Source organism: Spongiibacter pelagi (assembly GCF_014705705.1).
GTDB classification, from domain to species: Bacteria; Pseudomonadota; Gammaproteobacteria; order Pseudomonadales; family Spongiibacteraceae; genus Spongiibacter; species Spongiibacter pelagi.
Map to the genome: position 1 here is coordinate 1 of NZ_JACXLD010000001.1, position 25,625 is coordinate 25,625.

A 25,625-nucleotide genomic window follows, 5' to 3' on the forward strand; every position below is an offset into this window, starting at 1 on the left:
GGGATGTTGTTTTACCGATTGTTGCAGCAGGCTGTTGCAACTGAACCGGTGACTTACGAGAACGTCGTTGTGAGGAAGGCTAAGGAGGAATAAATGAGAGGTGGAGCTAAATGGATACCCCTTATGCACATACAGTACATTTCCATTTTTACTTTGGCAACTATCCCAATTAACTATCAACGCCTAACGAAGCTTTACTGCAAGGTCTTCTGCTTTTAGGTGCGTAACCGCTTCAGCATCGCCAAATCTTTGTGCCCTGTAATTGCGGATACTTCCATTATCCCAAGCCCCAGCTCAAACAGACGGCTTGTGGCCTCATGCCTCAGGTCGTGGAAGCGTAGGTCTTCAATCCCCGCTTTTTTGCATACCCGATCAAACGCCTGAGTAATTGAGTCGCTACGGATAGGGTATACCCTGCCGGAAACATGACGCGGCTCTTTTGCGAGGATTGATACTACCCTACTGGATAGAGGAATAGTCCGATCCTCGCCATTCTTCGTGTCCCTCAGAGTGGCTGTGCGCCGGATCAGGTTCACATCTTCCCAGCGGAGAGCAGTAAATTCCCCTCTACGCATGCCGGTTTCAATAGCCAGTCGAATGATATTTCCAATATAGCCGCCGTACTCACTTGCAGCATTGAGCAAGCTTTCCTCTTCGCCGGGCTGTAGGCGGCGCTCTCTGGCTTTGGATTTCTTGGGCAGAGCGATGGATTCGACGGGATTACCGTGCGGCAGGTAGATATCCCATTCGCGCTGAGCGATTTTAAAAATCTGGCTGAGTAGCTGAACTTCCTTTCGAACTGTATCGCTGCTGACGGTTTCCGCCCGAAAATCCCGATACTCTTTGATCGTGCCTGGTGTCACCGCCGCTAACGTCAGGTGCCCCAGGTGGCGATCAAGCCGCTTCAGCCGACAATTTATTGATTCGACAGATTTTTTGGTGGGAGCCACTTCTTTGCCGTATTGAGCGATGGCCTCGGCAATGGTTGTCGTTTCGGCCTGGCTGGTGGACAGGAATACCCCCCGATCCATCTCAGACTCGACGAGGCGCGCCCACTGCTTGGCAAGGGTTAGATTTGCAAAGGTTTTGGATTGGGGCTCGTAGCCCTTGCGGCGAACTTTGGCTTGCACCTTGTTGCCGGGTCGCTTGGTGAAAGTGGCCACTTTCTCACCCTGATTTCTGTCCTTGAAATACTGAGCGTCCCAGAATTGTCCCAGAAACGCAATTCACAGGATTTGGAGTCGTTTTGAGATTCCGAAAACCCCATGTATCCTACTGTTTTTATTGGATTTTTATATCTAAAAATGGCCCGCCCGAGAGGATTCGAACCTCTGACCTTTGCCTCCGGAGGGCAACGCTCTATCCAGCTGAGCTACGGGCGGTTTAAGAGCGCGCAACTATACCAAAGCGCCTATAGGGCGGCAATCAAACGCTAATAAATAAGGTGCTATTCGCTCTACGCAATGACACGTTCTCGCTTCAACACGTATATCTACTGAGAGATAGTTCACATTTCTGCCGGTAATCTCCAACTCAGCCCTAATGCTGATAACGGGGCCCACTCAAGTAATGAAAGGGGTCACTCCATGTTTGAAGATACGCTCAACAAAAATCTGTCTGTTCTAGTGCTTTTCATGGCCGTTATCTGCATGTTCGCACCACAAATTGTCTAAAATAAGGCAATCCAAATAAAAAAGCCCCGGAAGTCCGGGGCTTTTCATTTCTACACTAACAAGCAAGAGCGGTAATTATTTTTCGCCGATGCTGATCAGCTCTACATCAAATACCAAGGCCGCATTGGGGCCAATCATTTGACCCGCGCCACCAGCACCGTAAGCCAGCTCTGGTGGAATAAACAACTTCCACTTAGAACCCACGGTCATCAGCTGCAGGGCTTCGGTCCAGCCCGGAATCACACCACCCACTGGAAAGCTCACTGACTGGCCACGCTTGTAGGAGCTGTCGAAAATGGTGCCGTCCAACAACTTGCCTTCGTAATTTACTTCTACGGTGTCTTCCGCGGTAGGTTTGGCACCAGTGCCTTCGGTAATAACCTGGTACTGCAGGCCGCTCTCAGTAGTCACCACACCTTCAACCTTGGCATTTTGCGCCATAAAGGCTTCCGCCTCGGCCTTATTGGTTTCAGACATTGCCTGACTTTCTTCACGGCGCTTGGTCATTTGCTTCTGCTGGAACGCTTGCAGAGTGCTCATGATTTCTTCTTCGGTCATTTTCAGTTCGGTGCCAGCAATGGCATCGCGAACACCGGCACTAAACGCATCCACATCCAGATCGATTTCATCACCGAAGCGCGATCCAATATTTACACCAATGCCGTAGCTCACCTGCGCAATTTCGCTATCCAGCTTTACTTCCGCTGTTGATTCGCCGCAGGCAACCAGCAAGCCAGACATCAGGCCTGCCACAATAATTCTTTTCATGAGTGTTCCTTATATTAAGTCAAACGTGCGTTATGTCAGTTAAAAGTTTAGTGCCAGCTAAACGTATTGTTACGCAAAGCAAGGGCTTAGCCGAGAGCTGCCCTAATCAGACTCAAGTTTGCCACAGCGGTTCATTCATCCCCAAACAAAATGCAAAGAAGCCGAGAATTGTTTCAAATTTAACCAAAAGCCCCTCTATATCCATAGATTCTAAGTGTCAAGTTTGTATAATGAAGAATGGCTATTTTTAACGCATTTAAACGAGTAAGAGATATGGCAAGCAATAATAAAAAAGCTGGTGCCGCTCCTAACCCTTTGGACGAGCTCAAAAAGCTGGAAGGCCAGCTAAGCGAGTTGCGGGAAAAGCAACTAAGCACGCTGGAGAAACAACTCCAAGACATTGAAAAACTTATAGAAAAACAGCAAGCCAAGACCGAAAAAGCCCGCGAAGATGTCGCCACAAAAAAGCAGGCGCTAGCCGATAAAAAGGCCGCCAGCCCCAGCGTAATCAAGCGCGCTGAAGACAGCTTGGCCAATAGCCAAAGCAAGCTTGAAGACGAACAAGCCCAATTGGCGACCCTACGCGGCGACGCCGTTGCCTTAAAGTTGGAAATTCGCAAGGAAAAAACTGTAAGAAGAGCGGTTACTAGCGCCGAAAAAACAATAACTCCTGCGAAAACCACCAAAACAGAGGCGCCTGCAGAAGCCAAACCCGCAGCCAAGAAAGCTACCGCTGCTCCCAAGGCTACTACGGCGAAACCTAAAGAAACTGCAGCGAAAAGCAGCAAACCAGCAGCCAAAACGACCGCTTCCAGCAAGAAAGTAACTGAGAAAGAAACGCCTGCGGCTGCAAAAAAAGAGGCCCCGGCAAGCACTAAGCCCACAAGCAGTAAGAAAGAAGCTACTGCCCCGGCTGAGACGAAGAAGCCAGAGCCGAAGCCGCTTCCCAAAGTGGAGCCGCGCAAGATTGTTCACCGCATGAGTGACATTCCAAGTCATCCAGACAAAGCGGAAGACCGGCTAGCGAGCCTGTTCGAAAACTTTTAAGCGCGATCTGCCAGTTGCTACTGCAGTAAAGCGGCTAATTTCTGCAGTAGCTCGCCCCGCCCTTCGCCCGGATTAAGCTCAAGGTAATGAGCAAAATTACGCCATATCGCGGCTTGATCCCCGGTGTTATCACACAATTCCCACATTTTCAGCTCGGCATTCAGACTTTCCAGCAGAGCTTTCATCAATTTCTGCTCAGCCTCCAGCTCCAAACGTTTCAAGCCCTCATACTCCCCAGCGCTCGACTGGGTTTTGGCCTGACGCCGCCGCTCACGCAAGTCGCGCAAGGCATTCCTTTCAACATCCTCAGCAAGCTCAGACAGGCTGCCTACCACTTCAAGAGAGCATTCCCATCCCCGACCTCCAAGAAACGCGAGAGTCAGCAGCAGCGAGACATTAAAACCATAACGATCCTGAAGCTCGAGGCAGATCGCCTCAACCCCCTCACGCCCATAGCGCTCCAGCGCAAATTGCCAAAGCGCCTTCTCCAGCTCTGATTGTAAAAAAAGTAGCTCCAAGCCCCCTCCAACACTGCTGCTTATCCCAGCAAGTCAGTATAATCGCCGCCATCATGATTGAGCTAAAAAACCTCAGCCTCCAACGCGGCGGCAAACCCCTTCTCGAGCAGGCAAATCTGCGCATTAATCCCGGCGAACATATGGCCCTGATTGGCGCCAATGGCACCGGGAAATCGAGCCTATTCCAGTTGCTAACTGGCAAATTGGGCTACGACAGTGGCGAACTGCAAATTCCCCAGCGTTGGCAGATTGCCGAAATGCGGCAGGAAGTTGAAAGCAGCTCACGCCCCGCTGTGGATTATGTTATCGACGGCCACCAGCAATTCCGTAAACTGGAAGCCGAGCTGAACACCTGCCAGGACGACCACCGCCTTGCGGAGCTGCACGGTGAATTAGACAGTCTCCGGGCTTATGAAATTAATAGCCAGGCCGAGCGCCTCTTGTTGGGTTTAGGCTTTCAACTGGCAGACTTGCAACGCCCGGTTAAGGACTTCTCCGGTGGCTGGCGCATTCGCTTAAACCTTGCCCAAGCATTGATGTGTCCGTCCGACCTGCTGCTGCTCGACGAGCCCACCAACCACCTTGATCTCGATGCCAGCCTTTGGCTGGAACAATGGCTGAACCGCTACCCCGGCACACTGCTATTGGTTTCCCACGACCGTGACTTCATCGATGCCTGCTGTGATTTTGTCGTGCATCTTGAGCGCTGCGAGCTGACCCGCTACAGCGGCAACTACAGTGGTTTTGAACGCCAGCGTGCCGAGCGGCTCGCGCAACAACAACAAGCCTTTGAGCGCCAGCAAATTGAACGCGCCCACATGGAAGACTTTGTGCGCCGCTTCAAGGCCAAAGCCAGCAAGGCCAAGCAGGCTCAAAGCCGGGTAAAAGCGCTTGAACGGATGCAGGAAATTGCCCCGGCCCATGTGGATTCGCCGTTTAAGTTTCGCTTTTATCCACCGACTCGATTCTCGGATCCGGTACTAAATCTTAGCGAAGCGGATCTGGGTTACAGCTCGCCACTGCTCAGCAAGATTAATTTAAGCATTCATCCCGGTACGCGCTTGGGATTGCTCGGCGCCAATGGCGCGGGTAAATCCACCTTAATGAAATCACTCGCCGGTGAAATTCCGCTGCTAAAAGGTCAGCGGCAACAGGGCGAACATTTTTACCTGGGTTATTTTCATCAGCACCAGCTCGAATCACTGGACTTAAATGCCAGCCCGCTGTTGCAACTGCAGCGCCTGCGACCAGATGCCCGAGAACAGGATATTCGCAACTTTCTCGGCGGATTTAATTTCAAAGGAAAGGTGGCCGACGAAAGCTGCACCAATTTTTCCGGCGGTGAAAAAGCCCGTTTGGCGCTCGCCATTATTGTGTGGCAACGGCCCAATATTCTGCTGCTGGACGAGCCCACCAACCACCTTGATTTGGAAATGTGCCACGCCCTGACCCAAGCACTACAAGAATTTGAAGGTGCGGTGGTGGTGATCTCGCATGACCGCCATCTGCTGCGCAACACGGTAGATGAGCTGCTATTAGTCGATAACGGCCAAGCCGAGCTCTATAAAGGCAGCCTAGATGATTATCGCGACTGGCTGTTAAGCCGCAACAAGAACAAAGACGGAGCGGAAACAGAAAAAGCCCCCGCACCAACTATAGAAGCTCCCAAGAGCACTCCGGTGGATAAAAAGCAGGCCCGGCAAGATGCCGCCGCCCAGCGCGCCAAGCTGGCGCCACTCACCAAGGCGATTAAGCAGCTTGAAAGTAAAATGGAAAAACTGGGCAAACAATTGGCAGAGATTGAGGCCGCACTTGGTGATAGCGCGATGTATGAAGAGGCCCAGAAGGACAAGCTAAAATCCCTGTTGGCAGATCAGGCCTATCTCAACCGAGAAAATGACGAAATAGAAGGGCAGTGGCTGGAGCTTCAAGAAGAACTCGAAGCTCTCAGCGCAGACTAAAATCCCTTATTTAATAAGGCGAAATGCAAAGGGCACCTGAAAAGAGTCGCCCTTATAACTGCCAATAATGCCCAAAATACAGAACACCAAATGGCAAATACCAATAATGGGCAGCAGTATCAAACCGATGCCAATAAAGCTCAGCAGATAAGCCACGATATATCCCGCCAGCACGGTGATCGACCAGTTCATCGCTTCCTTCGACTGCTCCAATACGTAGCGATCGTCTTTTTTCAGAAGATAAAAAATCAAGCCGGAGAAAATGCCAAAAAACAGCGTTCCGATCCAGCAAAGCAAGGCCATATTTTTTGAATCTTGATCCATCAGTGTCACCCCTTAATCATCACGCACGCTGTTGAAGATATTCCATAAAGGCCGGCATCATTTCTTGAGAAGCATGATCCAACTGCTGACTAATTTCAGAATCAGCCATCATCGCCTGCCAAGTTTTCATGCCCGGCACATCTGCCGCCAAGTCCCAAGCATAAACCGTCTGCGCCGAAATCTCCGCCGCCACCAAACTATAGCGCAGCGCAATATCCGCCAAGGTCATTTCAGTACCCATTGCGTAGGGCGTAAAGCTGCATAACTCTGCAAGGGCGGCACAGGCTTTTTGCATTACCTCGCGGGTTTCCACTTTCATCGGCTCTGGCAGGGCTTTGCCCATTAATGCCTGCGGAAACAATTTACGGCCCGACAATTCCAAATACAGCTCAGCAATTTTCATCACCTCGCGCACTTTGGCTTGCTGCCACGCGTCTTCGGGCATCAAAGGTTTGTCAGGGTAGCGCGCCTCAAGGTAGTCGAGTATCACACTGGTTTCGCAAAGCGCTCCGCGCTCAGTTTCGATGCAGGGCACTTTACCCACCGGGCTTTTGCTCAGGTATTTGGGATCCTGCCCCGGAAACACCGTGACCTCTTCAAACTCCACACCCTTATACAGCAGCACATGCTTGACCATATTGAAATAATTGCTAACGGCAAATCCATAAAGCTTAAGCATGAAAACCCCCATTGGCTGATTGTTGTTCTAGCAAGCACTATAGAAAGGAAACCTTTACGGCCACAAGCACAATCCATCGCATATTTAGAAAAAATCCAAGTACCGGCTATGGAGTAGCCAATGGAATTGTGTCGAAGCAAAGCATTAGCTAGAGTACTTGGTCAATAAAAAGCTCGGCCACTAAAATGCTCGGCCAATACCAAGGCCCAGCAATCAGAAAGGAAGAATTATGGCGCTGTCACTGCCAATCAATATTGAAGAGGTTAAAGGCTTTCTGGCCGAGGATGAAGCTCAGGCACTATATGACTACGCCCTTTCCGTTGCCGAGCGTGGCCCGCTACTTGAGGTGGGCAGCTACTGCGGCAAATCCACCATCTATCTCGGCATGGCCTGCCAGCAGAAAAACAGCCAAGTCTTTGCTGTCGACCATCATATCGGCTCAGAAGAACATCAGCTTGGCGAGATGTTTCACGACCCCGATTTATACAATGCCACCGATGGCATATTCGACACCTTCGCGGAATTTCGGCGCAATATCCGCCGCTGCAACTTGCAGGACGTGGTCGTACCTTTAGTCGCCCCTTCCGAGGTCTGCGCCAAATTCTGGACGACGCCTCTATCAATGGTTTTTATCGATGGCGGCCACAGCCTTGATGCTGCACTAAATGATTTTCGCTGCTGGAGTGGCCATGTAATGCGCGGCGGCCTGCTAGCCATTCACGATTTATTCCCCGCACCGGAAAAAGGTGGCCAAGCACCCATCGGCATTTATCGGCTGGCCTTGCAATCAGGTTTATTTGAAAGCGTCGCCCGCGTAAATTCACTGGGCATTCTGCGCCGCTTATAAAACGTTACTGAGGCGGGTTGAGCTGGCCATTGATGGAATCATTCACCCGGAACCAGCCGGCAATGCTGTAGCGTTGCCGATGGGCAACGACTACCTCATGGGGAACACGGTCGCTGAGAAAAACCACCAACGTCCCCATCAGCGGCAGAATGCTGTCCACCACCTGCTCTTCACCGTCGCGCTTATCGTAGATCAAAAGCTGACCACCATCGGCCACGGTCCAACCCGGATTCAAATAGGTCACCGTAGACAGAACCCGATTGGTGCGCCCCTGAAAAGCATCAAGATGCTTCTTATAAAACGCCCCCGGCGCATAACGGGCAAAATGGCATTCATAATCAAACAAGCCGAGAAACAAGCGCCGATTCATGGCCTCGCGCAGGCTTTCCATCCAGTCGAGATAATCGCGCTCTAACTCATCGGCACCGGTAAACCAGTGGATTTCATCGCTGCGAACAAAACGGTTCTTTTGAAAATCCCCAGAACGACCAATACCGGCCGAGCGAAATTCCGCATCTTCCATATCGATCACGCGCAGCAACAAGCGCTCAGCAAGCTCGGGCGGCACCGCTCCCGGCAATTCCATATAGCCACGCGTCTCCAGCGCCTCGGCCAAGGCATCAAAAGACGATTCACGCTGCGGATCAAAGGCTAAAAGTTCGGCGCTCACGGCAAACTCGCTCTAAAAAACGCCTATATACGCTTAATTCTTCCGCCGGTCATCAACTAATTGACTCTGTCACCTATTTATCTACACTGCCGGTAACTTCTTATTTTGCACACGCAGCGACAGCAACATGGATCAGCAGACAGATTACGTAAAATGGTTTCGCAACTCGGCCCCGTATATTAATGCGCACCGAGGCAAAACCTTTGTACTGATGATTCCCGGCGAGGCAGTCGCCGACCCGAACTTTGCCAATATCGTGCACGATATCGCCCTGCTCAACAGCTTGGGCGTGCAAATGGTATTGACCCACGGTGCCCGGCCCCAGATTGAAGAACTGGTCACCAATTCCGGCATGGAAAGTCGCTTTCACAATGGCATGCGGATCACCGATTTGCCGGAATTAAAATGCGTGACCTCGGCCGCCGGCAATCTGCGCGCAGAAATTGAATCCTTGCTGTCGATGGGCATAGCCAATTCGCCCATGCACGGTGCCGCCATTCGCATCTGCTCCGGCAACTTTGTCACCGCCAAACCCATTGGCGTATTGGACGGCGTGGATTTCCGCTATACCGGTCTGGTAAGAAAAATCGACGCCGGCGCTATTCGCGATGACTTACAACAGCGCAATATTGTGTTGCTATCTCCGCTCGGCTATTCACCCACCGGTGAAATTTTTAACCTCACCGGGGAAGATGTCGCCGTGCATGCTGCTCAAGCACTGCAGGCCGACAAGCTGATTATCTTCACCGGAGACGAGGGCTTGATGGATGCCGAAGGGCAGCTAATTCGACAGTGCGAATACCGGGACGTTAACGCCTTGGTCGCCGCCAATAATAACCTCGCCTATAACAACTCCGTGCAGGCCGTGGTGAACTCTGGCAGCGCCGGCATTAAGCGCTGCCATATGATTAGCTATCAACAAGACGGCGCATTGCTACAAGAGCTGTTTACCCGCGACGGTGCAGGCACGTTGATTACGCAAGAGCACTATGAACAGTTACATACCGCTGATATTGATGATGTCGGCGGTATTCTCGGCATTATCGAACCCCTTGAAGAAAAGGGGATTTTGCTAAAACGCTCACGGGAAGTGCTGGAAACCGAAATCAATCAATTTAAAGTGATTGAGCGCGACGGCATGGTCATCGCCTGCGCGGCACTGTATCCCTACCCAGAACAGTCTACGGGTGAAATTGCCTGCGTGGCGACCCACGCTGACTACCGGGGAGCCGATCGGGCTGAACGCCTACTGCAACAACTGGAAAAAGATGCCCGCAAAATGGGGCTGAAGCAGGTTTTTGTACTGACCACGCAAACCGCCCACTGGTTTCAGGAGCAGGGCTATGTGCAGTGCAGCATTGACTCTCTGCCGCCGGCCAAGAAGAAACTGTACAACTTGCAGCGCAATTCCAAAGTCTTTCAAAAGACGCTTTAAGTCATGCGCATTCCAAGAATTTATACCAGCCAAAGCTTGGCGACTGGCACGTCTCTGGAGCTGGAAGAGCGCGCCGCCCACTACCTGATTCAGGTATTGCGAATGAAGGCCGGGCGGCAACTTATTCTGTTTAACGGTGACGGTTTTGATTATCCCGCCGAGATCACCGAGGTCGGTCGCCGCCAGTTAATCTGCACATTGTCAGACACCGCAGAAAAAATCCGTAGTGAATCCCCCCTGCATATCGAACTCGGCATCGCCATCTCCAAGGGCGACCGCATGGACTTAGTCGTGCAAAAAGCCACTGAGCTGGGCGTGGCCAGTATTACGCCCCTATTCAGCGAGCGGGTAGATGTAAAACTACCGGAGGAGCGCCGCGAGAAAAAATGGCAGCACTGGCAGCAGATTATGATCAGCGCCTGCGAGCAGTCTGGCCGCGCACGACTGCCAGATTTAAACCCAATCACCGAGCTGGATAACTGGATTACAGAAGATAAGAATGCGTTGAATCTGGTGCTGTGCCCAGCACGGCTAAACGAGACTGGATTAAGCCATCAGCAAGATCAAAACATTCGACTATTGATCGGCCCCGAAGGCGGCTTGAGTGATGCGGAAATTGAACAGGCGCTAACTCAGGGTTTTCATACCTTACAGCTCGGCCCACGGGTGCTGCGCACCGAAACCGCACCGCTGGCCGCGATCAGTATTTTGCAATACCGTTTTGGCGATATGAATTAGACAGACCTAGTGATCTTTGTTTTCTGCGCTATCGCTAAGGTTTTCTATGCTCTGACCTTCCGGGCTCTGATCCTCAACGCTATCGCCGTCTTCGCTCCAGCTACCATCGCCATACAAGGTTTGCAGAATTTGTCGCTCCAGATATTCCCAGTCCGGCACCAGCATTTCAATGCCATCAACCTGTACCCTGCTCTGAATCACATCCTCTTTTTCACCCGCCGAGCCCGACTTGGAAATATCCAATAGGCCAACTTCTGCCGGAGATAAATTCCGCAGCCTCGGCATACCGGCAAGGGCGATAGCAAAATAGGGCAAACGCTCCGGCGCACTCAAGCCAATTACAATTGCCGCTTGCTTGAACTGATAATCCCGAGGCAAGGTGCGTCCCAACATGCCTTCCACACTGACAATCGGCACCTCATTATCTCGCCACTGCAGCGTTCCCAGGGTCACGGACGAAGCGATCGCAGAGGCAAGCCCCGAGTTCACCACCTCCGCCACACAGTTGTTGGGCACCAGTAAAAGATTGCGGTCGATGGGTAACATCAAGCAGGGAAGTTGCGAGCTATCGGCGATCGTCTTCATGCCACTTCCTCGCTCGCCAAGACTTCGTCAATAGTCTTCAATAACTGAATTTCCTGATAGGGCTTGCCCAAGAAGCGACTGACGCCAAGGGTGCGAGCACGCTGCCGGTGTTTATCCCCGGTACGAGAGCTGATCACAATAATGGGCATGGCCGCCAAATGCGGATTGCCCTTCACCTGACTGGCGACTTCAAAGCCGTCCATACGCGGCATTTCAATATCGAGCAGCATCACATCGGGCAAACGATCCATGCTTTGTAGTAACTGCATGGCTTCCAAACCGTCGCGAGCCAGCACCACATCCATGCTCTGCCGCTCCAACAAGCGCGAGGTTACCTTGCGAACCGTCACCGAGTCGTCCACCACCATAACTTTACGGCGCAGACGCGATGGCTCAGCAAGCACACCCTGACGACCATCATGCAACAACAGGCGCGCTTCATTCGCGCGGATGCTGGCGAGAATATCGAGGATGATGACCACACCACCATCGCCCAGAATCGTTGCACCAGAGAGTCCCGGCACCGCCGCAAACTGCGGCCCCAACGTTTTAACCACCACTTCGCGAGCGCCGAGAATAGAATCTACCTGCACCGCCGAAGCCGGATCAGCATTGCGGATCAGCAACACCGGACGCGGCTCAAATTCGCTTTGCAACACTGGTTTACCACTGCCCAATAGCTGGCCGAGGTAATGCACTTTGTAAGACTGGCCAGCGTAGTTGTAATCCGGCCCACCGGGTTCGTAGTACACCTCAAGCTCGTAGGGGCTGATGCGCACAATGCCTTCAATACTGTTGAGTGGCACCGCATAAATTTCACCGCCAGCACTCACTAACAAGGCGCGGTTCACCGATATAGTGAAAGGTAGGCGAATGGTAAATTCCGTACCTTTACCGGATTCTGAGCTAACAGAAATGCCGCCGCCCAATTGCTTCAGTTCACTGCGCACTACATCCATGCCGACACCGCGACCGGATATCTGGGTCACGTTTTCAGCGGTGGAGAAACCGGCGTGGAAAATATATTCCAGCAATTGCGCATCGGTCAGTTCCGCCTGCGCATCCATCAAGCCCAACGACTCAGCTTTGCGGCGCACGTTCTGTAAATTGATACCGGCACCGTCATCGGCAATGCGAATTACAACGTCACCACCCTGACGCTCAAAGTGCATATCGATGTAGCCAACCGGCGGCTTGCCTTCCAGTTGGCGACGGCTTGCCACTTCAATACCGTGGTCAATTGAGTTGCGTAGTAAATGCTCCAGCACCGGGATAATGCGTTCAAGTACCCGGCGGTCCATCTCGCCATCGGCGTTAAATACCCGGAACTCAACCTGCTTGCCAAGCTCACCAGCAACCTGCCTAACACCACGACGTAGGCGAGGAACCATGCGCGAGAAATGCACCATCTGCGAACGCATCAAGCCTTCTTGCAGCTCGCTATTAACGCGCGCCTGCTGAGTCAACAGGGTTTCAACATCGCGCTTTTTATTGACCACGGTACTGCGCAAGTCGATCAAGTCTGAGGCCGATTCCATTAGCGCCCGCGACAATTCCTGCAAGTGGCTGTAGCGGTCAAACTCTAGCGGATCAAAGCCCTCCGCCCCTTCGCTGGCCATTTGTTCACGGCGGAACAAAATCTGCGCCTCGGTCTCGCGGTCGAGTACCCGCACCTGATCTTGCAAGCGGGCAACCGTCATCTCCATCTCATCGAGGGAGAAGTTAATATCACTAACTTGCTCTTCAACCCGGCCGCGCGCAATAGAGGTTTCACCAGAAAGATTGATCAACTGCTCCAGCAATTCCGCCGGTACTTTGATCATTTCTTGTGGGCCGCGCGCCATCATGTTCAGGGCGGGATTTTCGCCATCCATCAACTCAGCGGATGGTGCTGCCGTGGCGACCAATTCCCCAGCACCCGGCTCGGTAACCGATGGCAAGGCCGCCTCTGCGGGCGGATCTAATTCCACCGGCACGGCTACGCCATGAACTTGTGCTTCTACCGTGTTGAAATGGGCGACCAACACATCTTGTTGGCGCTGAATTTCGTGCAATAAAGACGTCAGATCCGGATTTGTTCGCGCAAGTTCGGCATTGATTACGCCTTCAAATTGGTGGCTGAGATCGCCCAGTTGCGACAATCCCGAAAGACGCGCACCACCCTTCAAGGTGTGCAGGGAGCGCAACACCCCATCGAGAGGCGAGGTGTTGGCAATATCCTCGGACCAAAGGTGAATGGACTCATCAAGGCTGTCGATAAGATCGCGCCCTTCCTCAAGAAATATCTCGAGAATTTCCGGGTCGGCATCAGCGTCAATCAAGCCGCTTTTGGCAAGCTCGTTCGCTTCGGGCTCAATCTGGCTTGTTTCAGATTCGAGATGAGTTGCGTCTGGGGTGGATAACTCCACTACCTGCTCGTCGGCCGGTACCGAATCTATAGGCGCAGCGTCGGTGTCATCGCCTGACTCATCAACAGCTAGCCCATCAACAACTAACTCACCAGCGATCTCATCACTTGTCTCGTTACCTATCTCAACACCTGTCTCGCTAACAACAGGCTCAAAGGTCTGGTCTTCGCTAACTTCTTCGTAATCTCGCAGGCTATCCAGCAGCTCATTGTCACCATCAACCGACTGCTGCGAGGCCAGCTGATTCAGGTCTACCATCAACTGTTCCAGTGCGCGCCGCACCAGTTCAGGATAGGCTGCCGGCAGAGGATCGCGGGTACGCGAAAACATCACCTGCAGCGCTTGCGCCATTTCCGCCGTAGCCTGGCTGCCAATTTCTTCTGAACGATTGGCAAATTGTCCCATCACACCGGCATAGTTTCTGAACAGCGCCGCACTGATGCCATCACCGCCCTGATCAATCAAATCCATCAACTTCTGCAGGTGATCGCCATAATGCAGAAGAAAATCCAGTAACTCCTGCTGCCCCAAGGTGACGTCATCAACACCGCTGTGAGCACGGCTTAGCTGCTGGGCGCTAACCTGCTCTATACGGGCAATAAGCTCACTGGCATCCTGCAATGCAGAAACCGGCTCGGAGCGCAAAGTACGCAACATGTTTCTGGCGCTCTCCGCCACAGTTGCAATTAATTCCACCAGCGACTTGTCAGCGGTTACCCGCATCGCGCGCAACTCTTTCACTAACTCTTCAAGCGGCGAAATGATATTGGCCAGCGGCCATACCTCCGCCATTTTGGACGAGCCCTTCAGGGTGTGAAGAGAGCGCTGCAATTCGTCGCTAAGGCGCACCGGATAATTAACGATGCTATCGAGATAATTTTCGATGGTTTGCAAATGCTGCCCAGCCTCAACCACGAATACCCGAATCACTTCCGGTTCGTGAGCGGCAGAAGGAGAAGCATTCAAGGCTGCGCCCGATGATTGGCTGCGCGCCAAGGCCGAGGCCTGTTGTTCTAACAACTCAATTCGCGAGTGCGGAAGCTCTCTGCCCTGCTTCAACTGCGCCAGCATTTCCGGCAACAGCGCAACCACTTGTTTGAGCAGATCAAAACGGGCTGCATCTGCCCTGAACTGACCATCCACCACCCGGTTAAGCATGTCCTCAACCAGCCAAGCCAGCTCGCCAAACTGCATGGCGCCCGCCATACGGCCACTGCCTTTTAAGGTGTGAAAGGCACGACGCACCTCAGCCAATAATTCCGTAGACTCCGGCTGCCGCTCCCACTTGGGCAATTGTTCCAGCAAGCCATCTAAAACTTCGGCGGCTTCTTCCAGAAATACCTCTAGGATTTCTGGATCTAAACCGCTCTCGACAACAGGCTCGATAAGCTCTTGAACCGTCTCTGGCACCGCCTCGGTTACCCTTGGCGGATAACCCAGCCCCGTGACGCAGCGCTCAGCCAAGGCCAATAGGCTCTGATCGTCTTCACTATTGCCGTGAACACTGCGGGCAAGATAATAATCCACCGACGACATCGCATCGGCCAGCGCGTCCAACTCGGCCCACTCAGGCTGGCGATTAACGGCAATAAGTTGTTCATCGATATAAAGCGCGCAGCTATCCAGCAAGGCTGCCGGCAATAGCAGTTGCGCTTCGCGCAAGCTACTGCTCAATTCCCACAGCCAACCAGAAACCGGCTCCAACTCCGCAACAAGCCAGCCGCTATCGACATAGCTCATCACCGCATCTTGCGCTTCCTCAATCAGTTGGGCACTGCGCTCGGCAAGCAGTTTGCGCGGGGTAGGTTCAAGCTCAGCAAGCTGCCCGCGATTTTGTCCGTGAGCATATTGCTGAAGCGCATTGGCGCCTTCTTCCAGCAGGGTTAAAAGACCAAGCTGATTGTCTTGGTCGAGGCGAATTGCCAAATCTTCCAGCTCGCCGCGCAGGGCAAAAAAGGCCCGCGACTCACCCAATACTGCCAAGCCCGTTGCCAGAGACAAACAAGCCTCGCCATCCAACTCTGCACCTGCGCGACCTAATTGCGCCTGCTCATTCAGCATCCTCGCCAGATCGACACGGGCCTGTTCTTCAAGCGCAACAACGTCACTCTCAACTGAGGTGAAGTAGCGTTCACGCAATGACTGCAAAGTCTGGTCATCACTTTCGCTGCAGGCAATATGAAACAAAATACGCCGCTGCAACGCTGCCGGTGGCGCTTGTTCAAATGCCGCCAAACCGTGTTCAGTTAACTCACTGGCAAGCTGCGCAAGCTGTTGATGTAGCGCCTGCAATAATTGTTCGGCAATGCCTTTGGCTATTTGATCCTTTGCACAGAGTACGATCAGCCCTTGCGCAAGCAGCCAGAAGTTTTCCCACGGACTTGCGGCCGACAGCTTGGCGGCACGCGCAAAGACTTTGAATAGATAGTCACAACTCTGTGCTCGCTGCGATCCCTGCCGAAAAGCGGTCAGCGCCAACTCGCCCATTTTGTCGAGTTTCGCGGCCATCTCGGCCAGTTTGTCGGCTTCCAGCGCCAGTGCCTGCGAGCTGGGAGGCGCTACATCCAGTGAAACAGAGAACAGTGGCGGGGCAGAAAGCAGCGGTTTATCGACCGCAGCCCGCAAGTGGTCAAACAGCGGAATCAAACGAAATGGCTGCAGGGACTGATGTTGCCTAACTTCCTGCAAATAATCCGGCAGTAGGCGGCACAGGTTTTCCAGCACCCGCAATTCGGCTGCATGTTGCGTAGAGTCGGTATCTGGTAGCGCCGCCAAGTCACTTAGCACCGCTTCCATTTCTTCCAGTAATTGCGCAGGGCCGCTGAATTCGGCAAGGCGCAAACTACCCTGAATCAAGTGCAGCTGACGCGCCAGTTTTTGAATCCGCTCACTGTCCGCCGCGTGATCACAGAACGTCGCCAGTGTTTGAGCACTGCGCTGCAGCGACTCCCGCACTTCAGCGGCGAGCCATTCCAAGGCGACAACATTGCGATGAGCCAACATATCAGGAAATCAAATCCGCTCGAGCCATCAACGATTCGGGTTTGGCAGAGTGAAACCCGCCACCGAGCTACGCAGGTCGTTGGTGATTTCAGCCAAGGCCCCAATCGACTGCGCCGTCTCTTTGGTTCCCGAGGAGGTTTTGTCAGTAATGCGCTGGATAATTTCCATAATGCCGGCAATCTGTTCCGCCGAGCGAGTCTGGTCGTTTGCCGCGCCAGAGATGGCTTCAATCAGTCCCGCCAATTCCTGAGATACGCTTTCAATCTCGGTTAGGGCCTGCCCCGCATCCTGGGCCAGATTTGCCCCGCGCACCACCTCAGAGGTGGTCTGCTCCATTGAGATAACCGCTTCATTGGTATCTGATTGAATGGTTTTTACCAGCGCCTCAATCTGCCGGGTCGCCGCAGAAGAGCGCTCTGCCAAGCGCTGTACTTCGTCGGCAACAACCGCAAAACCCCGACCCGCGTCGCCAGCCATCGAAGCCTGAATGGCCGCGTTAAGGGCCAGAATATTGGTTTGGTCGGCAATGTCGTTAATCAAAGAAACGATATCGCCGATTTCTTGCGAAGATTCACCGAGACGCTTAATACGCTTTGAGGTGTCTTGAATCTGCTCGCGAATATTATCCATGCCCTTAATAGTGTTCTGCACCACCAGCGAGCCATTGTTGGCGATGCCAACCGAGCGCTCTGCCACCGCCGCCGAGTCGCGTGCGTTATTGGAAACCTTATTGATGATCTGACGCATATCGCCAATCGCCGAGGTCGCGCCGGTAATTTCCCGCGCCTGACTCTCTGAAGCTTCTGCCAATTCCAAGGCGGTCGACTGGGTGCTTTGCGCCGCTTTTGAAACTTCCTGCGCGGTCTCGTTGATTTGCGAAACCAGTACCCGCAATTGGTCGATAGTAAAGTTAATCGAGTCAGCAATGGCGCCGGTAAAGTCTTCGGTTACCGTAGCTGAGGCGGTCAAATCACCATCCGCCAAGTCCGCCAATTCATCCAGCAAGCGCAAAATAGCGGCCTGATTTTTTTCATTCGCTTCCGACGAGGTCGCCAGCCGACGACGACTATTGCGCACCGACTGCAAAGCCAATAGCGCCAAACCAATAAAGGTTAGCGCACCAAATAAAATGGCGGTTTTTACGGTAAAAACCCGCTTGCTATCGAGCTTGGCAATTTCACCGCTGAGCGAGCTGGTTACCGAAGTGACTTCCGGCACATTGTTCACAATGGCCATTGCCGCCTCATTGGCCGCCAACAACTGGGGGGCAACCTCGAAAATACGGCTTACCGACGCGCTTAAACTTTGAAAGTCAGTACTAATACGAGACAACAGATTTTGTGCTTCACGGTTATCTACCCGATCAATATTGATCGCCTTATTGCCTTTCATCAGCCCGGCGAGTACCGCACCAAACTCGTTGGCGTCTACGCCGAACTGCGCACCCGCGGTGTTAGCCGCCTTATCGCCAAAGTGCATTTGTACCGTGCTATTGCTCATACGTTCCAGCAGCCACGCCTGCCGCTGGGCAATAGCAACTTGATCCGCCTTGGCATTGTTGCGCACCATCAAAGCCACAACCTGATTGCTGTACTCCTGCAACTGCGGCAGGGTACGTTTCATCTCTGCCGTTACTTCGTAAACAGACAGAATTTCCTCTCGGGAATCAATAATGGTGTTGGTCGCGCGGTACAGCTCATCCCACAATTTATTTAATTGCTGAACTCGATCACCCAATAATTTGGCCGGGCTGAGCATCTCATCGCCACCGCTTACCAACTCGCGGCGCACCGTTTCAAAATTGCGCTGAGCGCGGGAAAGGACTTCAAACGCGGGAGCATCGCCCGCCGCCGCCCGACCAGAAGCGGTGGCTAACTGCTGCGAGTACAGGCGCATTTCACTGCTTAACTCAAGATAGCGCTGATCGAAGTTGGCATTGCGTAAAACAATGTAGGAGTTGATGGCGGCTGCGACAAAGCTCACCACGATGAGCACCATCAAAAACACCGCGGTGCGGTTGCCCCGGAACCTCGCCTCATAGGCATTTCCTAAAGCCATATACTGCAACTCCCCCAAAAAACTTTTTAATAGTTGCTACGCCGCCGAATCAGGCAGCGACATTCAGAAATTCGTAATCGTCAAATAAGCGCGCAATTTTAAACAGCAGCCAGGTCTGGGCATTTTCGCCAACACGATACCCACCTTGGATAAAGCGCCCCAACTCGGCGGGCAAATCTTCATTGCTGTCAAAATAGGTTCGACGCTGAAAATATTGCATCCCCAGCACCTCGTCAACGAGGAGGCCCACAAGAAAATCGTCGTTTTCGCAAACCAGTACCCGGCGATTGCGGTGGCTGCGCGACTCCAACCCCAAAAACGCGCCCAAATCGATCATCGGCAACAGCCGACCGCGAATATTTGCCACGCCTTTAACCCAGGTTTTCACTCCGGGAATTCGCGTTACATTGGGTTCGACCAATACTTCACTAACCTCGCCCATGGGCACCACAAAGCTGTGCCCAGCCAATGCAAAGCCAACCCCGCTCCATAAATTTTCAACGGGCTGATTTAAGCTGGGGCTGCGCTGCTGCCCCTCTCCCGCTAGCTGGGAGAGAGACCGTAGGTATTCAAAAGGGGAAAGAGAAACATCCATCTATATTAAAAACTTGGCAGCAATTCGCGGATTGTATTCAGTAATAATTTGCCATCTACTGGCTTGGTTAAGTAACCCTTGGCGCCTTGGCGTTCGCCCCAAAGCCGATCGGTTTCTTGATTTTTGGTGGTGACAATAATAATGGGGATATTCTGTGTATCTGGATCGCGGCTCAATTGGCGAGTCGCCTGAAAGCCATTCAGCCCCGGCATCACAATATCCATCAACACCACGTCTGGCCCTTCGGCACGCGCCATGGCAATTCCCTGCTCACCATCTTCTGCCGACATCACATCGTAACCATTTTTGGTCAACAACTGAGTCAGCTTAAGCACCTCAGTGGGCGAATCATCAACAATCAGTATTCTCGGCATACCCACCCCACTATTTTTTATTGTGAATTAGTATCACTTTTGACATCAAAAACACAGCCCCACCCCACGTTTACGCCGATTGTTTTTCAGCATGAGCGGCAATCGCCTCAAGTAACTCACCCTTGCTAAACGGCTTAGTCAGATACTGGTCGGCCCCGACAATACGGCCCTTGGCCTTGTCGAATAAACCATCTTTACTAGACAGCATAATGACCGGGGTCTTTTTAAACTCGCTATTGTTTTTGATTAACGCACAGGTTTGATAACCGTCGAGCCGCGGCATCATGATATCCACAAAAATAATATCCGGGCGGTGATCGGCAATTTTCGACAGCGCATCAAAACCGTCTATAGCGGTAATCACCTCGCAACCCGCCTTGGCCAACAGGGTCTCTGTTGTGCGACGAATAGTTTTACTGTCATCAATGACCATCACTTTCAGGTCGGGAAATGTTGGTTCCATGGGAATACACTCTTCTCACAAATCAGCGCCGGCGCCACGCCTGCAAACACTAAGCTATATCACTCAGATTTATCACGGAATAGATCGTGCCGCCATAAGTGTTCGCCAATAACGCGGCCTAGCACTCACTTATAGGGCATCCATCTGCAAAAACCAAACCCTCGCGGCCTTCAAACGGTTAACAGGCGACGGGTTTTAAGATACTTTAGCCACACCTGATTCATATAATCGCCGGAACCAGCCTGCCAAGTCTTGCTCACCATACACCGGCCATTCATTTTCGCCTGCGGGCAAAACCGACGGAAACAAGCATGAGTATTCAACTCGGCGTGGTCATGGACCCGATTGAACGCATCACCTATAAAAAAGACTCTACTCTGGCCATGCTCTGGGCTGCCAGCGAACGCGGCTGGTCGCTCCACTACATGACCCAAACTGACCTCTACATTCAAAACGGTCAGGCCCGCGCTCACAGCCAAACTCTGCAAGTGTTCCGCGACCCCGCACACTATTTTGAGCTGGGCGAAAGCGAAGATATCGCGCTGGGCGATCTCGATGTGATTCTGATGCGCAAAGATCCGCCCTTTGATAATGAATTTCTCTACACCACACACATTCTGGAAATGGCCAACCGGCAAGGTGCCTGGGTGGTAAACCGCCCCCAAAGCCTGCGCGACTGCAATGAAAAATTGTTCGCCCAACAATTTCCACAATGCGGCCCCACGCAGGTGGTCACCCGCGACCCCAAGCGCCTGAAAGCCTTTCACCAAGAGCATCAAGATATCGTTATTAAACCGCTGGACGGCATGGGCGGCTCTTCGGTATTTCGGGTACAGGCCAAAGACCCCAACCTCGGCGTGATTATTGAAACCCTGACCGAGCACGGCCAAACCACAGTGATGGCGCAAACTTTTTTGCCGGAAATTAAGAACGGCGACAAACGTATTCTGATGATTGACGGCGAGCCCGTGCCTTATTGTTTGGCCCGTATTCCTGCCGAAGGTGAAACCCGTGGCAATTTGGCCGCTGGCGGCACCGGTCGCGCACAGCCATTAACAGACCGCGACCGCTGGATTGCCGAACAAATTGGTGAAACGCTGCGCGAAAAAGGGCTGCTGTTTGTCGGCCTGGATGTTATTGGCGACTACCTGACCGAAATCAATGTGACCAGCCCGACCTGTATCCGCGAAATTGACGATCAGTACGGTACCGATATTGCCGGCCAGCTTATGGACTGCATTGCCGACAAACTGGCTCAGCGCAGCTAATCGCAGCCCTAATTAGACCCCCTAGTTAGACCAAGGCAGCCGAATTGTCCGTCACCAACCCGCCCGCTGAAGCCTTATGGCCTTATGCTCCGGAACAAGCGAATCCGGAGCGCATGGGCTTTATTGTCTGTTTTGCCACAGCGATTCATCTCTGCCTGATTCTCGGGCTGGGTTTCAGCGCACTAAAAAGCGAGATACAACTGCCCAGCATTGAAGTCACGCTTGCGCGTTACCAGAGCGAACAAACACCCGATAAAGCCGACTATCTCGCCCAATTCGACCAGCAGGGCAGCGGCCAACTGGAGCACAAAGCAGAGCCCACCACAACGACTCAAAGTGCATTTCATGACAATCAGAGCGAGACCGAAAAAACCCTGAAGATCGCCAAGTCATCGCCAAGCAGCCAGCAGCGCGCCGTGCTTGAAACAAGCAGCAATAGCGCCAGCTCCAGCCCGAGTAAACCCCGCGAATTCTCGCCCCCGTCAAATCAACAGGGCCAAGACGAACAAACCGAACTCAGCCAAAATATCAGCGCACTGGAAGCCCAATTAGCCGAGCTGAATCAAGCCTACGCCAGCCTACCCCGCCCCAAATTTATTACCTCGGTGGCAACGCGCGGCTCGCCAGATGCCATCTACCTCAACCGCTGGGAAGACCACATCGAAGCCATTGGCAACAAGCACTACCCGGAAGAGGCGCGCAAACAAGGTATTGAGGGTGAATTGCGGGTTCTGATTCTGCTATTTCCAGATGGCCGCATTGACGAAGTTCGCATTTTACAAAGTTCCGGCCAGCCAATTCTCGATCGCGCCACCCGCCGCATTTTGCGTTTGGCGGCCCCGTTTGAGCCGATTCCGCCTGAGGTTCTTGGCGACAAAAACCGTCTGGGAATTGTGCGAACCTGGCGTTTTGAGAATACCCGCCTGACCGCACAGTAGTTTTTTCGCCGGCCAAGCACTTGAGTTTGGCCCCTTTTCGACCATACTTGCAGTATTCGCCATCGAACCTCGCCGTCAACTTCCGATGCCAGATCCCAGCCCCTCACTCAAAGATCACTTTCTGATCGCCCTGCCAACCCTCGGCGAAGGCATCTTTGCGCACAGCATTGTGTATCTCTGCGAGCATAACGAAGAGGGCGCGATGGGCATAATTATCAATCGCCCACTCGATGTGCAGGTAGACGAAATTCTTGAGCAGCTAGACTTTCAGGTGCAGCCGGGCGATCACCCGGAATCGGTCTTTGCCGGCGGCCCAGTACACCCCGATCGCGGCTTTGTGCTGCATCGGCGCAATAGTCAAAACTGGGAATCCAGTGTTGAGGTAAATAGCGATATCTCGCTGACTACCTCGCTGGATATTCTCGATGCCATTTCCCATCGACGCGGCCCCAGCCAAAGTCTGGTCGCACTCGGCTATGCCGGCTGGGGGCCGGGACAATTGGAAGATGAAATTCTCGACAATGCCTGGCTGACCTTACCGGCAGACCAGCGCATTTTGTTTGATATCGACCCGGAACAGCGAGTCGATGCCGCCTTGGCCCAATTGGGCATTACCTTTTCCCAACTGGGCTCAGACAGCGGCCATGCCTAATATTAAATCGGCTATGGCCTTCGACTACGGCCTGCGCTGGATTGGCTGCGCCATTGGCCAAACCATTACCGGCAGCGCCTCCGCCTTGCCGGCATTGCGCGCCAAAGACGGCATTCCACGCTGGGAAGAAATCGAAGCCCTGCTTAAAGAATGGCGGCCCGATGTTGTCGTGGTTGGCCTGCCGCTGAATATGGATGGCAGCGAATCGGAAATGTGCCAGCGGGCACGAAAATTTGGCAACCGCCTGCACGGTCGTTTTGGTGTTCGAGTGGAGTTTAGCGATGAGCGGCTGAGCAGCTTTGAAGCACGCGGCCAGATTCTTGAACAAGAAGCCAGCCAAGACTTTAAGGCGCAGGGCGTAGACAGCCTCAGCGCCTGTGTCATTTTAGAAAGTTGGTTTCGCGAGCACAGCGCCTAGCGCTTGTAACCCGGCTTTTCCTTTTCGCCTTCTTCCATGCGCAATTTATCGGCACCCCGGCGCATGGTATCCACGCTATTATCCGCACCCAGTTTAATCAGCAGGCGCAGATCGTTGGCCGAGTCGGCATGGGCGATCGCATCTTCATAGGTGATTTCGCCGGTGGCGTACAATTCATACAAGGCCTGATCAAAGGTCTGCATACCCTGCTCATTGGACTGCTTCATCACCTCTTTCAGCCCGGCAACATCCCCCTTGCGAATCAAGTCTGCCGCCAGCGGTGTATTCAGCAGCACTTCCACACAGGCCCGTCGCCCTTGCCCGTCGCGGGTTGGCAATAATTGCTGAGCCACAATCGCTTTGAGGTTAAGGGACAAGTCCATCCACAATTGATTGTGCCGCTCTGGCGGGAAGAAATGCAGAATCCGATCCAGCGCCTGGTTCGCGTTGTTGGCGTGCAAGGTACACAAACACAAGTGTCCGGTTTCCGCATAGGTGATGGCGTGCTCCATCGCCTCACGGGTACGCACCTCGCCAATCATGATGACATCTGGCGCCTGACGCAGAATGTTTTTCAGCGCCACATCAAAGGATTCGGTATCAATGCCCACTTCGCGCTGGGTGATGATGCAGCCCTTGTGCTGGTGAACGTATTCGATGGGATCTTCCACCGAAATAATATGCCCGCGTGAATTTTCATTGCGGTGACCAATCATCGCCGCCAGCGAGGTGGATTTACCGGTGCCCGTCGCACCGACAAAAATCACCAAGCCGCGCTTGGTCATCGCCAGCTCTTGAATGGTTTCCGGCAGACCCAAATCATCAATCTTGGGAATTCGAGTTTCTATGCGGCGCAAAACCATGCCGATCAAGTTGCGCTGGTAAAAAGCACTGACCCGGAAGCGGCCTACGCCCCGTGCACTGATCGCAAAATTACATTCTTTATTGCGAGTAAATTCTTCACGTTGCTGGTCGTTCATTACCCCCATCACCAGCTCGCGGGTTTGCTCGGGGCTAAGCACCTGACTGCTGACCGGCATGACCTGCCCATGCAATTTTATAGACGGCGACACCCCCGCCGAGATGAACAGGTCAGACGCCCCTTTCTCGTTCATCAACTCCAATAATTTGTCGATTTTCAACATTCTGCGTTTAGCCTGTTAAATCAGAAATTTTCCGGGAAGCGGGCTTTCTGGCGCGCGCCATCACGGGTAATCACGCGTTTCGCGAGCAGGTCTTTCAGGCATTGATCCATGGTCTGCATCCCCATTTGCGCACCGGATTGAATCGCGGAATACATCTGCGCAACCTTATCTTCACGAATCAGGTTTCGAATCGCCGGCGTGCCAATCATGATCTCGTGAGCCGCCACCCGGCCACCCTCGGGGCGCTTGAGCAGGGTCTGGGAAATAACCGCCTGCAAAGATTCAGACAGCATCGAACGCACCATGGCTTTTTCTTCACCGGGAAAAACGTCCACCACCCGGTCGATGGTTTTCGCCGCCGAAGTCGTGTGCAGGGTGCCGAAAACCAAGTGGCCGGTTTCCGCTGCGGTCAGTGCTAGGCGAATGGTTTCAAGGTCACGCAGCTCGCCCACCAGAATAATATCCGGGTCTTCCCGCAGCGCAGAGCGCAGCGCTTCGTTAAAGCCGTGGGTATCGCGGTGAACTTCACGCTGGTTTACCAGACATTTTTTGGATTCGTGAACAAATTCGATGGGATCTTCAATGGTCAGAATATGGTCGAATTTATTGTCGTTAATAAAGTCGATCATCGCCGCCAGCGTAGTCGATTTACCCGAGCCGGTGGGACCCGTCACCAACACCAAGCCACGCGGCAGCATGGCAACATCTTTGAATACCTGACCCATGCCCAGCTCTTCGCAGGTTAATACCTTGGAGGGAATGGTACGAAACACCCCGCCGGCACCGCGGTTGTGGTTAAAGGCGTTTACCCGGAAACGCGCCACACCCGGCACTTCAAACGAGAAGTCAGTTTCTAGAAATTCTTCGTAATCCCGGCGCTGCCGGTCGTTCATAATCTCATAGATCAATGAGTGAACTTCGCGGTGCTCCAGCGGCGGCAAATTGATCCGGCGCACATCGCCATCAACCCGAATCATCGGCGGCAAGCCGGCAGAAAGGTGCAAATCCGATGCCTTTTGCTTAACGCTAAAAGCCAGAAGTTCAGTAATATCCATAGT

23 protein-coding genes and 1 tRNA gene are annotated in these 25,625 nt (G+C 53.0%); 9 read left to right on the forward strand and 15 right to left on the reverse strand.

The genetic code is table 11. From position 1 onward, the window contains the following. Positions 1-215: 215 nt before the first annotated feature. From IB286_RS00005 to IB286_RS00015, 3 genes are all read right to left on the reverse strand, one after another. Positions 216-1,163, reverse strand: coding sequence for a site-specific integrase (locus IB286_RS00005; RefSeq protein WP_317889667.1), 948 nt, complete (start codon positions 1,161-1,163; stop codon positions 216-218). 142 nt (positions 1,164-1,305) lie between these two features. Continuing rightward, positions 1,306-1,382: transfer RNA gene (locus IB286_RS00010), tRNA-Arg, on the reverse strand. 366 nt (positions 1,383-1,748) lie between these two features. Then, positions 1,749-2,441: an FKBP-type peptidyl-prolyl cis-trans isomerase gene (locus IB286_RS00015; protein ID WP_190761627.1), complete on the reverse strand. Its 693-nt coding sequence runs from the start codon at positions 2,439-2,441 to the stop codon at positions 1,749-1,751. Between the two features lie 273 nt (positions 2,442-2,714). Here IB286_RS00015 and IB286_RS00020 point away from each other — a divergent pair, with 273 nt between their 5' ends. After that, positions 2,715-3,488, forward strand: a complete 774-nt coding sequence (locus IB286_RS00020) for a hypothetical protein (RefSeq protein ID WP_190761628.1) — start codon at positions 2,715-2,717, stop codon at positions 3,486-3,488. 17 nt (positions 3,489-3,505) lie between these two features. On the opposite strand, the gene IB286_RS00025 is transcribed toward IB286_RS00020, so the two are convergent. Continuing rightward, positions 3,506-4,006, reverse strand: coding sequence for a TIGR02444 family protein (locus tag IB286_RS00025; protein ID WP_190761629.1), 501 nt, complete (start codon positions 4,004-4,006; stop codon positions 3,506-3,508). Positions 4,007-4,059: 53 nt separating this feature from the next. Here IB286_RS00025 and IB286_RS00030 point away from each other — a divergent pair, with 53 nt between their 5' ends. Continuing rightward, positions 4,060-5,967: an ATP-binding cassette domain-containing protein gene (locus tag IB286_RS00030; protein WP_190761630.1), complete on the forward strand. Its 1,908-nt coding sequence runs from the start codon at positions 4,060-4,062 to the stop codon at positions 5,965-5,967. Positions 5,968-5,973: 6 nt separating this feature from the next. Here IB286_RS00030 and IB286_RS00035 read toward each other — a convergent pair whose 3' ends face one another. Together IB286_RS00035 and IB286_RS00040 are read right to left on the reverse strand one after the other, a co-directional pair. Beyond that, positions 5,974-6,291: a DUF4870 domain-containing protein gene (locus IB286_RS00035; protein ID WP_190761631.1), complete on the reverse strand. Its 318-nt coding sequence runs from the start codon at positions 6,289-6,291 to the stop codon at positions 5,974-5,976. Between the two features lie 19 nt (positions 6,292-6,310). Continuing rightward, the gene (locus IB286_RS00040; protein ID WP_190761632.1) at positions 6,311-6,970 is read right to left on the reverse strand and encodes a glutathione S-transferase family protein; all 660 of its coding nucleotides are present in this window, start codon (positions 6,968-6,970) and stop codon (positions 6,311-6,313) included. A gap of 229 nt (positions 6,971-7,199) precedes the next feature. Between IB286_RS00040 and IB286_RS00045 the strand changes: the two genes are divergently transcribed. After that, a complete protein-coding gene (locus IB286_RS00045; RefSeq protein WP_190761633.1) occupies positions 7,200-7,817 on the forward strand; it encodes a class I SAM-dependent methyltransferase in 618 nt (205 codons plus the stop codon). Between the two features lie 4 nt (positions 7,818-7,821). Here IB286_RS00045 and IB286_RS00050 read toward each other — a convergent pair whose 3' ends face one another. After that, positions 7,822-8,487, reverse strand: a complete 666-nt coding sequence (locus tag IB286_RS00050; RefSeq protein WP_317889668.1) for a 2OG-Fe(II) oxygenase — start codon at positions 8,485-8,487, stop codon at positions 7,822-7,824. Positions 8,488-8,614: 127 nt separating this feature from the next. On the opposite strand from IB286_RS00050, the gene argA reads away from it, so the two are divergent. Further along, complete coding sequence (argA, locus tag IB286_RS00055; RefSeq protein WP_190761634.1) at positions 8,615-9,922, forward strand: amino-acid N-acetyltransferase; 1,308 nt, start codon at positions 8,615-8,617, stop codon at positions 9,920-9,922. 3 nt (positions 9,923-9,925) lie between these two features. Then, positions 9,926-10,660 carry a 16S rRNA (uracil(1498)-N(3))-methyltransferase gene (locus tag IB286_RS00060; protein WP_190761635.1) on the forward strand — a complete coding sequence of 245 codons (735 nt, stop codon included), beginning with the start codon at positions 9,926-9,928 and terminating at the stop codon, positions 10,658-10,660. Positions 10,661-10,666: 6 nt separating this feature from the next. On the opposite strand, the gene IB286_RS00065 is transcribed toward IB286_RS00060, so the two are convergent. The 6 genes from IB286_RS00065 to pilG form a co-directional block, all read right to left on the reverse strand. Then, positions 10,667-11,245 (reverse strand): hypothetical protein, encoded by a 579-nt coding sequence (locus IB286_RS00065; protein ID WP_190761636.1) that lies wholly within the window; start codon positions 11,243-11,245, stop codon positions 10,667-10,669. After that, positions 11,242-16,656, reverse strand: a complete 5,415-nt coding sequence (locus tag IB286_RS00070) for a hybrid sensor histidine kinase/response regulator (RefSeq protein WP_190761637.1) — start codon at positions 16,654-16,656, stop codon at positions 11,242-11,244. Before IB286_RS00070 ends, IB286_RS00065 begins: the two co-directional genes overlap by 4 nt. Before the next feature lie 27 nt (positions 16,657-16,683). Continuing rightward, positions 16,684-18,714, reverse strand: a complete 2,031-nt coding sequence (locus tag IB286_RS00075; RefSeq protein ID WP_190761638.1) for a methyl-accepting chemotaxis protein — start codon at positions 18,712-18,714, stop codon at positions 16,684-16,686. 49 nt (positions 18,715-18,763) lie between these two features. Further along, positions 18,764-19,309 carry a chemotaxis protein CheW gene (locus IB286_RS00080; RefSeq protein WP_190761639.1) on the reverse strand — a complete coding sequence of 182 codons (546 nt, stop codon included), beginning with the start codon at positions 19,307-19,309 and terminating at the stop codon, positions 18,764-18,766. A gap of 5 nt (positions 19,310-19,314) precedes the next feature. Next, entirely contained in the window at positions 19,315-19,683 is a 369-nt protein-coding gene (pilH, locus tag IB286_RS00085; RefSeq protein WP_190761640.1) for a twitching motility response regulator PilH, read from the reverse strand. A gap of 70 nt (positions 19,684-19,753) precedes the next feature. Beyond that, complete coding sequence (gene pilG / locus IB286_RS00090) at positions 19,754-20,146, reverse strand: twitching motility response regulator PilG (protein WP_190761641.1); 393 nt, start codon at positions 20,144-20,146, stop codon at positions 19,754-19,756. A 311-nt stretch (positions 20,147-20,457) separates the two neighbouring features. On the opposite strand from pilG, the gene gshB reads away from it, so the two are divergent. The 4 genes from gshB to ruvX all read left to right on the forward strand — a co-directional run bounded on the left by gshB (position 20,458) and on the right by ruvX (position 23,422). Beyond that, on the forward strand, positions 20,458-21,414 hold the full coding sequence (gene gshB / locus IB286_RS00095) for a glutathione synthase (RefSeq protein ID WP_190761642.1): 957 nt from the start codon (positions 20,458-20,460) through the stop codon (positions 21,412-21,414). Between the two features lie 44 nt (positions 21,415-21,458). Next, complete coding sequence (locus tag IB286_RS00100; protein WP_190761643.1) at positions 21,459-22,352, forward strand: energy transducer TonB; 894 nt, start codon at positions 21,459-21,461, stop codon at positions 22,350-22,352. 85 nt (positions 22,353-22,437) lie between these two features. Continuing rightward, on the forward strand, positions 22,438-23,004 hold the full coding sequence (locus tag IB286_RS00105; RefSeq protein ID WP_190761644.1) for a YqgE/AlgH family protein: 567 nt from the start codon (positions 22,438-22,440) through the stop codon (positions 23,002-23,004). Continuing rightward, entirely contained in the window at positions 22,997-23,422 is a 426-nt protein-coding gene (gene ruvX, locus IB286_RS00110; RefSeq protein WP_190761645.1) for a Holliday junction resolvase RuvX, read from the forward strand. The genes IB286_RS00105 and ruvX overlap by 8 nt, the downstream gene beginning before the upstream one ends. On the opposite strand, the gene IB286_RS00115 is transcribed toward ruvX, so the two are convergent. Then, entirely contained in the window at positions 23,419-24,564 is a 1,146-nt protein-coding gene (locus IB286_RS00115) for a PilT/PilU family type 4a pilus ATPase (protein ID WP_190762633.1), read from the reverse strand. The two genes, ruvX and IB286_RS00115, sit on opposite strands and share 4 nt — an antisense overlap. Positions 24,565-24,587: 23 nt before the next feature. Beyond that, positions 24,588-25,622: a type IV pilus twitching motility protein PilT gene (locus IB286_RS00120; protein WP_190761646.1), complete on the reverse strand. Its 1,035-nt coding sequence runs from the start codon at positions 25,620-25,622 to the stop codon at positions 24,588-24,590. Positions 25,623-25,625: the final 3 nt, after the last annotated feature.

Excerpts from the sequence above, each read along its gene's own strand:
- gshB (WP_190761642.1), top strand. The coding sequence starts at position 20,458 with ATGAGTATTCAACTCGGCGTGGTCATGGACCCGATTGAACGCATCACC.
- IB286_RS00065 (WP_190761636.1), bottom strand. The coding sequence starts at position 11,245 with ATGAAGACGATCGCCGATAGCTCGCAACTTCCCTGCTTGATGTTACCC.
- IB286_RS00020 (WP_190761628.1), top strand. The coding sequence starts at position 2,715 with ATGGCAAGCAATAATAAAAAAGCTGGTGCCGCTCCTAACCCTTTGGAC.
- IB286_RS00070 (WP_190761637.1), bottom strand. The coding sequence starts at position 16,656 with ATGTTGGCTCATCGCAATGTTGTCGCCTTGGAATGGCTCGCCGCTGAA.
- IB286_RS00035 (WP_190761631.1), bottom strand. The coding sequence starts at position 6,291 with ATGGATCAAGATTCAAAAAATATGGCCTTGCTTTGCTGGATCGGAACG.
- IB286_RS00045 (WP_190761633.1), top strand. The coding sequence starts at position 7,200 with ATGGCGCTGTCACTGCCAATCAATATTGAAGAGGTTAAAGGCTTTCTG.
- IB286_RS00120 (WP_190761646.1), bottom strand. The coding sequence starts at position 25,622 with ATGGATATTACTGAACTTCTGGCTTTTAGCGTTAAGCAAAAGGCATCG.
- IB286_RS00030 (WP_190761630.1), top strand. The coding sequence starts at position 4,060 with ATGATTGAGCTAAAAAACCTCAGCCTCCAACGCGGCGGCAAACCCCTT.
- argA (WP_190761634.1), top strand. The coding sequence starts at position 8,615 with ATGGATCAGCAGACAGATTACGTAAAATGGTTTCGCAACTCGGCCCCG.
- pilG (WP_190761641.1), bottom strand. The coding sequence starts at position 20,146 with ATGGAACCAACATTTCCCGACCTGAAAGTGATGGTCATTGATGACAGT.
- IB286_RS00080 (WP_190761639.1), bottom strand. The coding sequence starts at position 19,309 with ATGGATGTTTCTCTTTCCCCTTTTGAATACCTACGGTCTCTCTCCCAG.
- IB286_RS00015 (WP_190761627.1), bottom strand. The coding sequence starts at position 2,441 with ATGAAAAGAATTATTGTGGCAGGCCTGATGTCTGGCTTGCTGGTTGCC.
- IB286_RS00075 (WP_190761638.1), bottom strand. The coding sequence starts at position 18,714 with ATGGCTTTAGGAAATGCCTATGAGGCGAGGTTCCGGGGCAACCGCACC.
- pilH (WP_190761640.1), bottom strand. The coding sequence starts at position 19,683 with ATGCCGAGAATACTGATTGTTGATGATTCGCCCACTGAGGTGCTTAAG.
- ruvX (WP_190761645.1), top strand. The coding sequence starts at position 22,997 with ATGCCTAATATTAAATCGGCTATGGCCTTCGACTACGGCCTGCGCTGG.
- IB286_RS00060 (WP_190761635.1), top strand. The coding sequence starts at position 9,926 with ATGCGCATTCCAAGAATTTATACCAGCCAAAGCTTGGCGACTGGCACG.
- IB286_RS00105 (WP_190761644.1), top strand. The coding sequence starts at position 22,438 with ATGCCAGATCCCAGCCCCTCACTCAAAGATCACTTTCTGATCGCCCTG.
- IB286_RS00040 (WP_190761632.1), bottom strand. The coding sequence starts at position 6,970 with ATGCTTAAGCTTTATGGATTTGCCGTTAGCAATTATTTCAATATGGTC.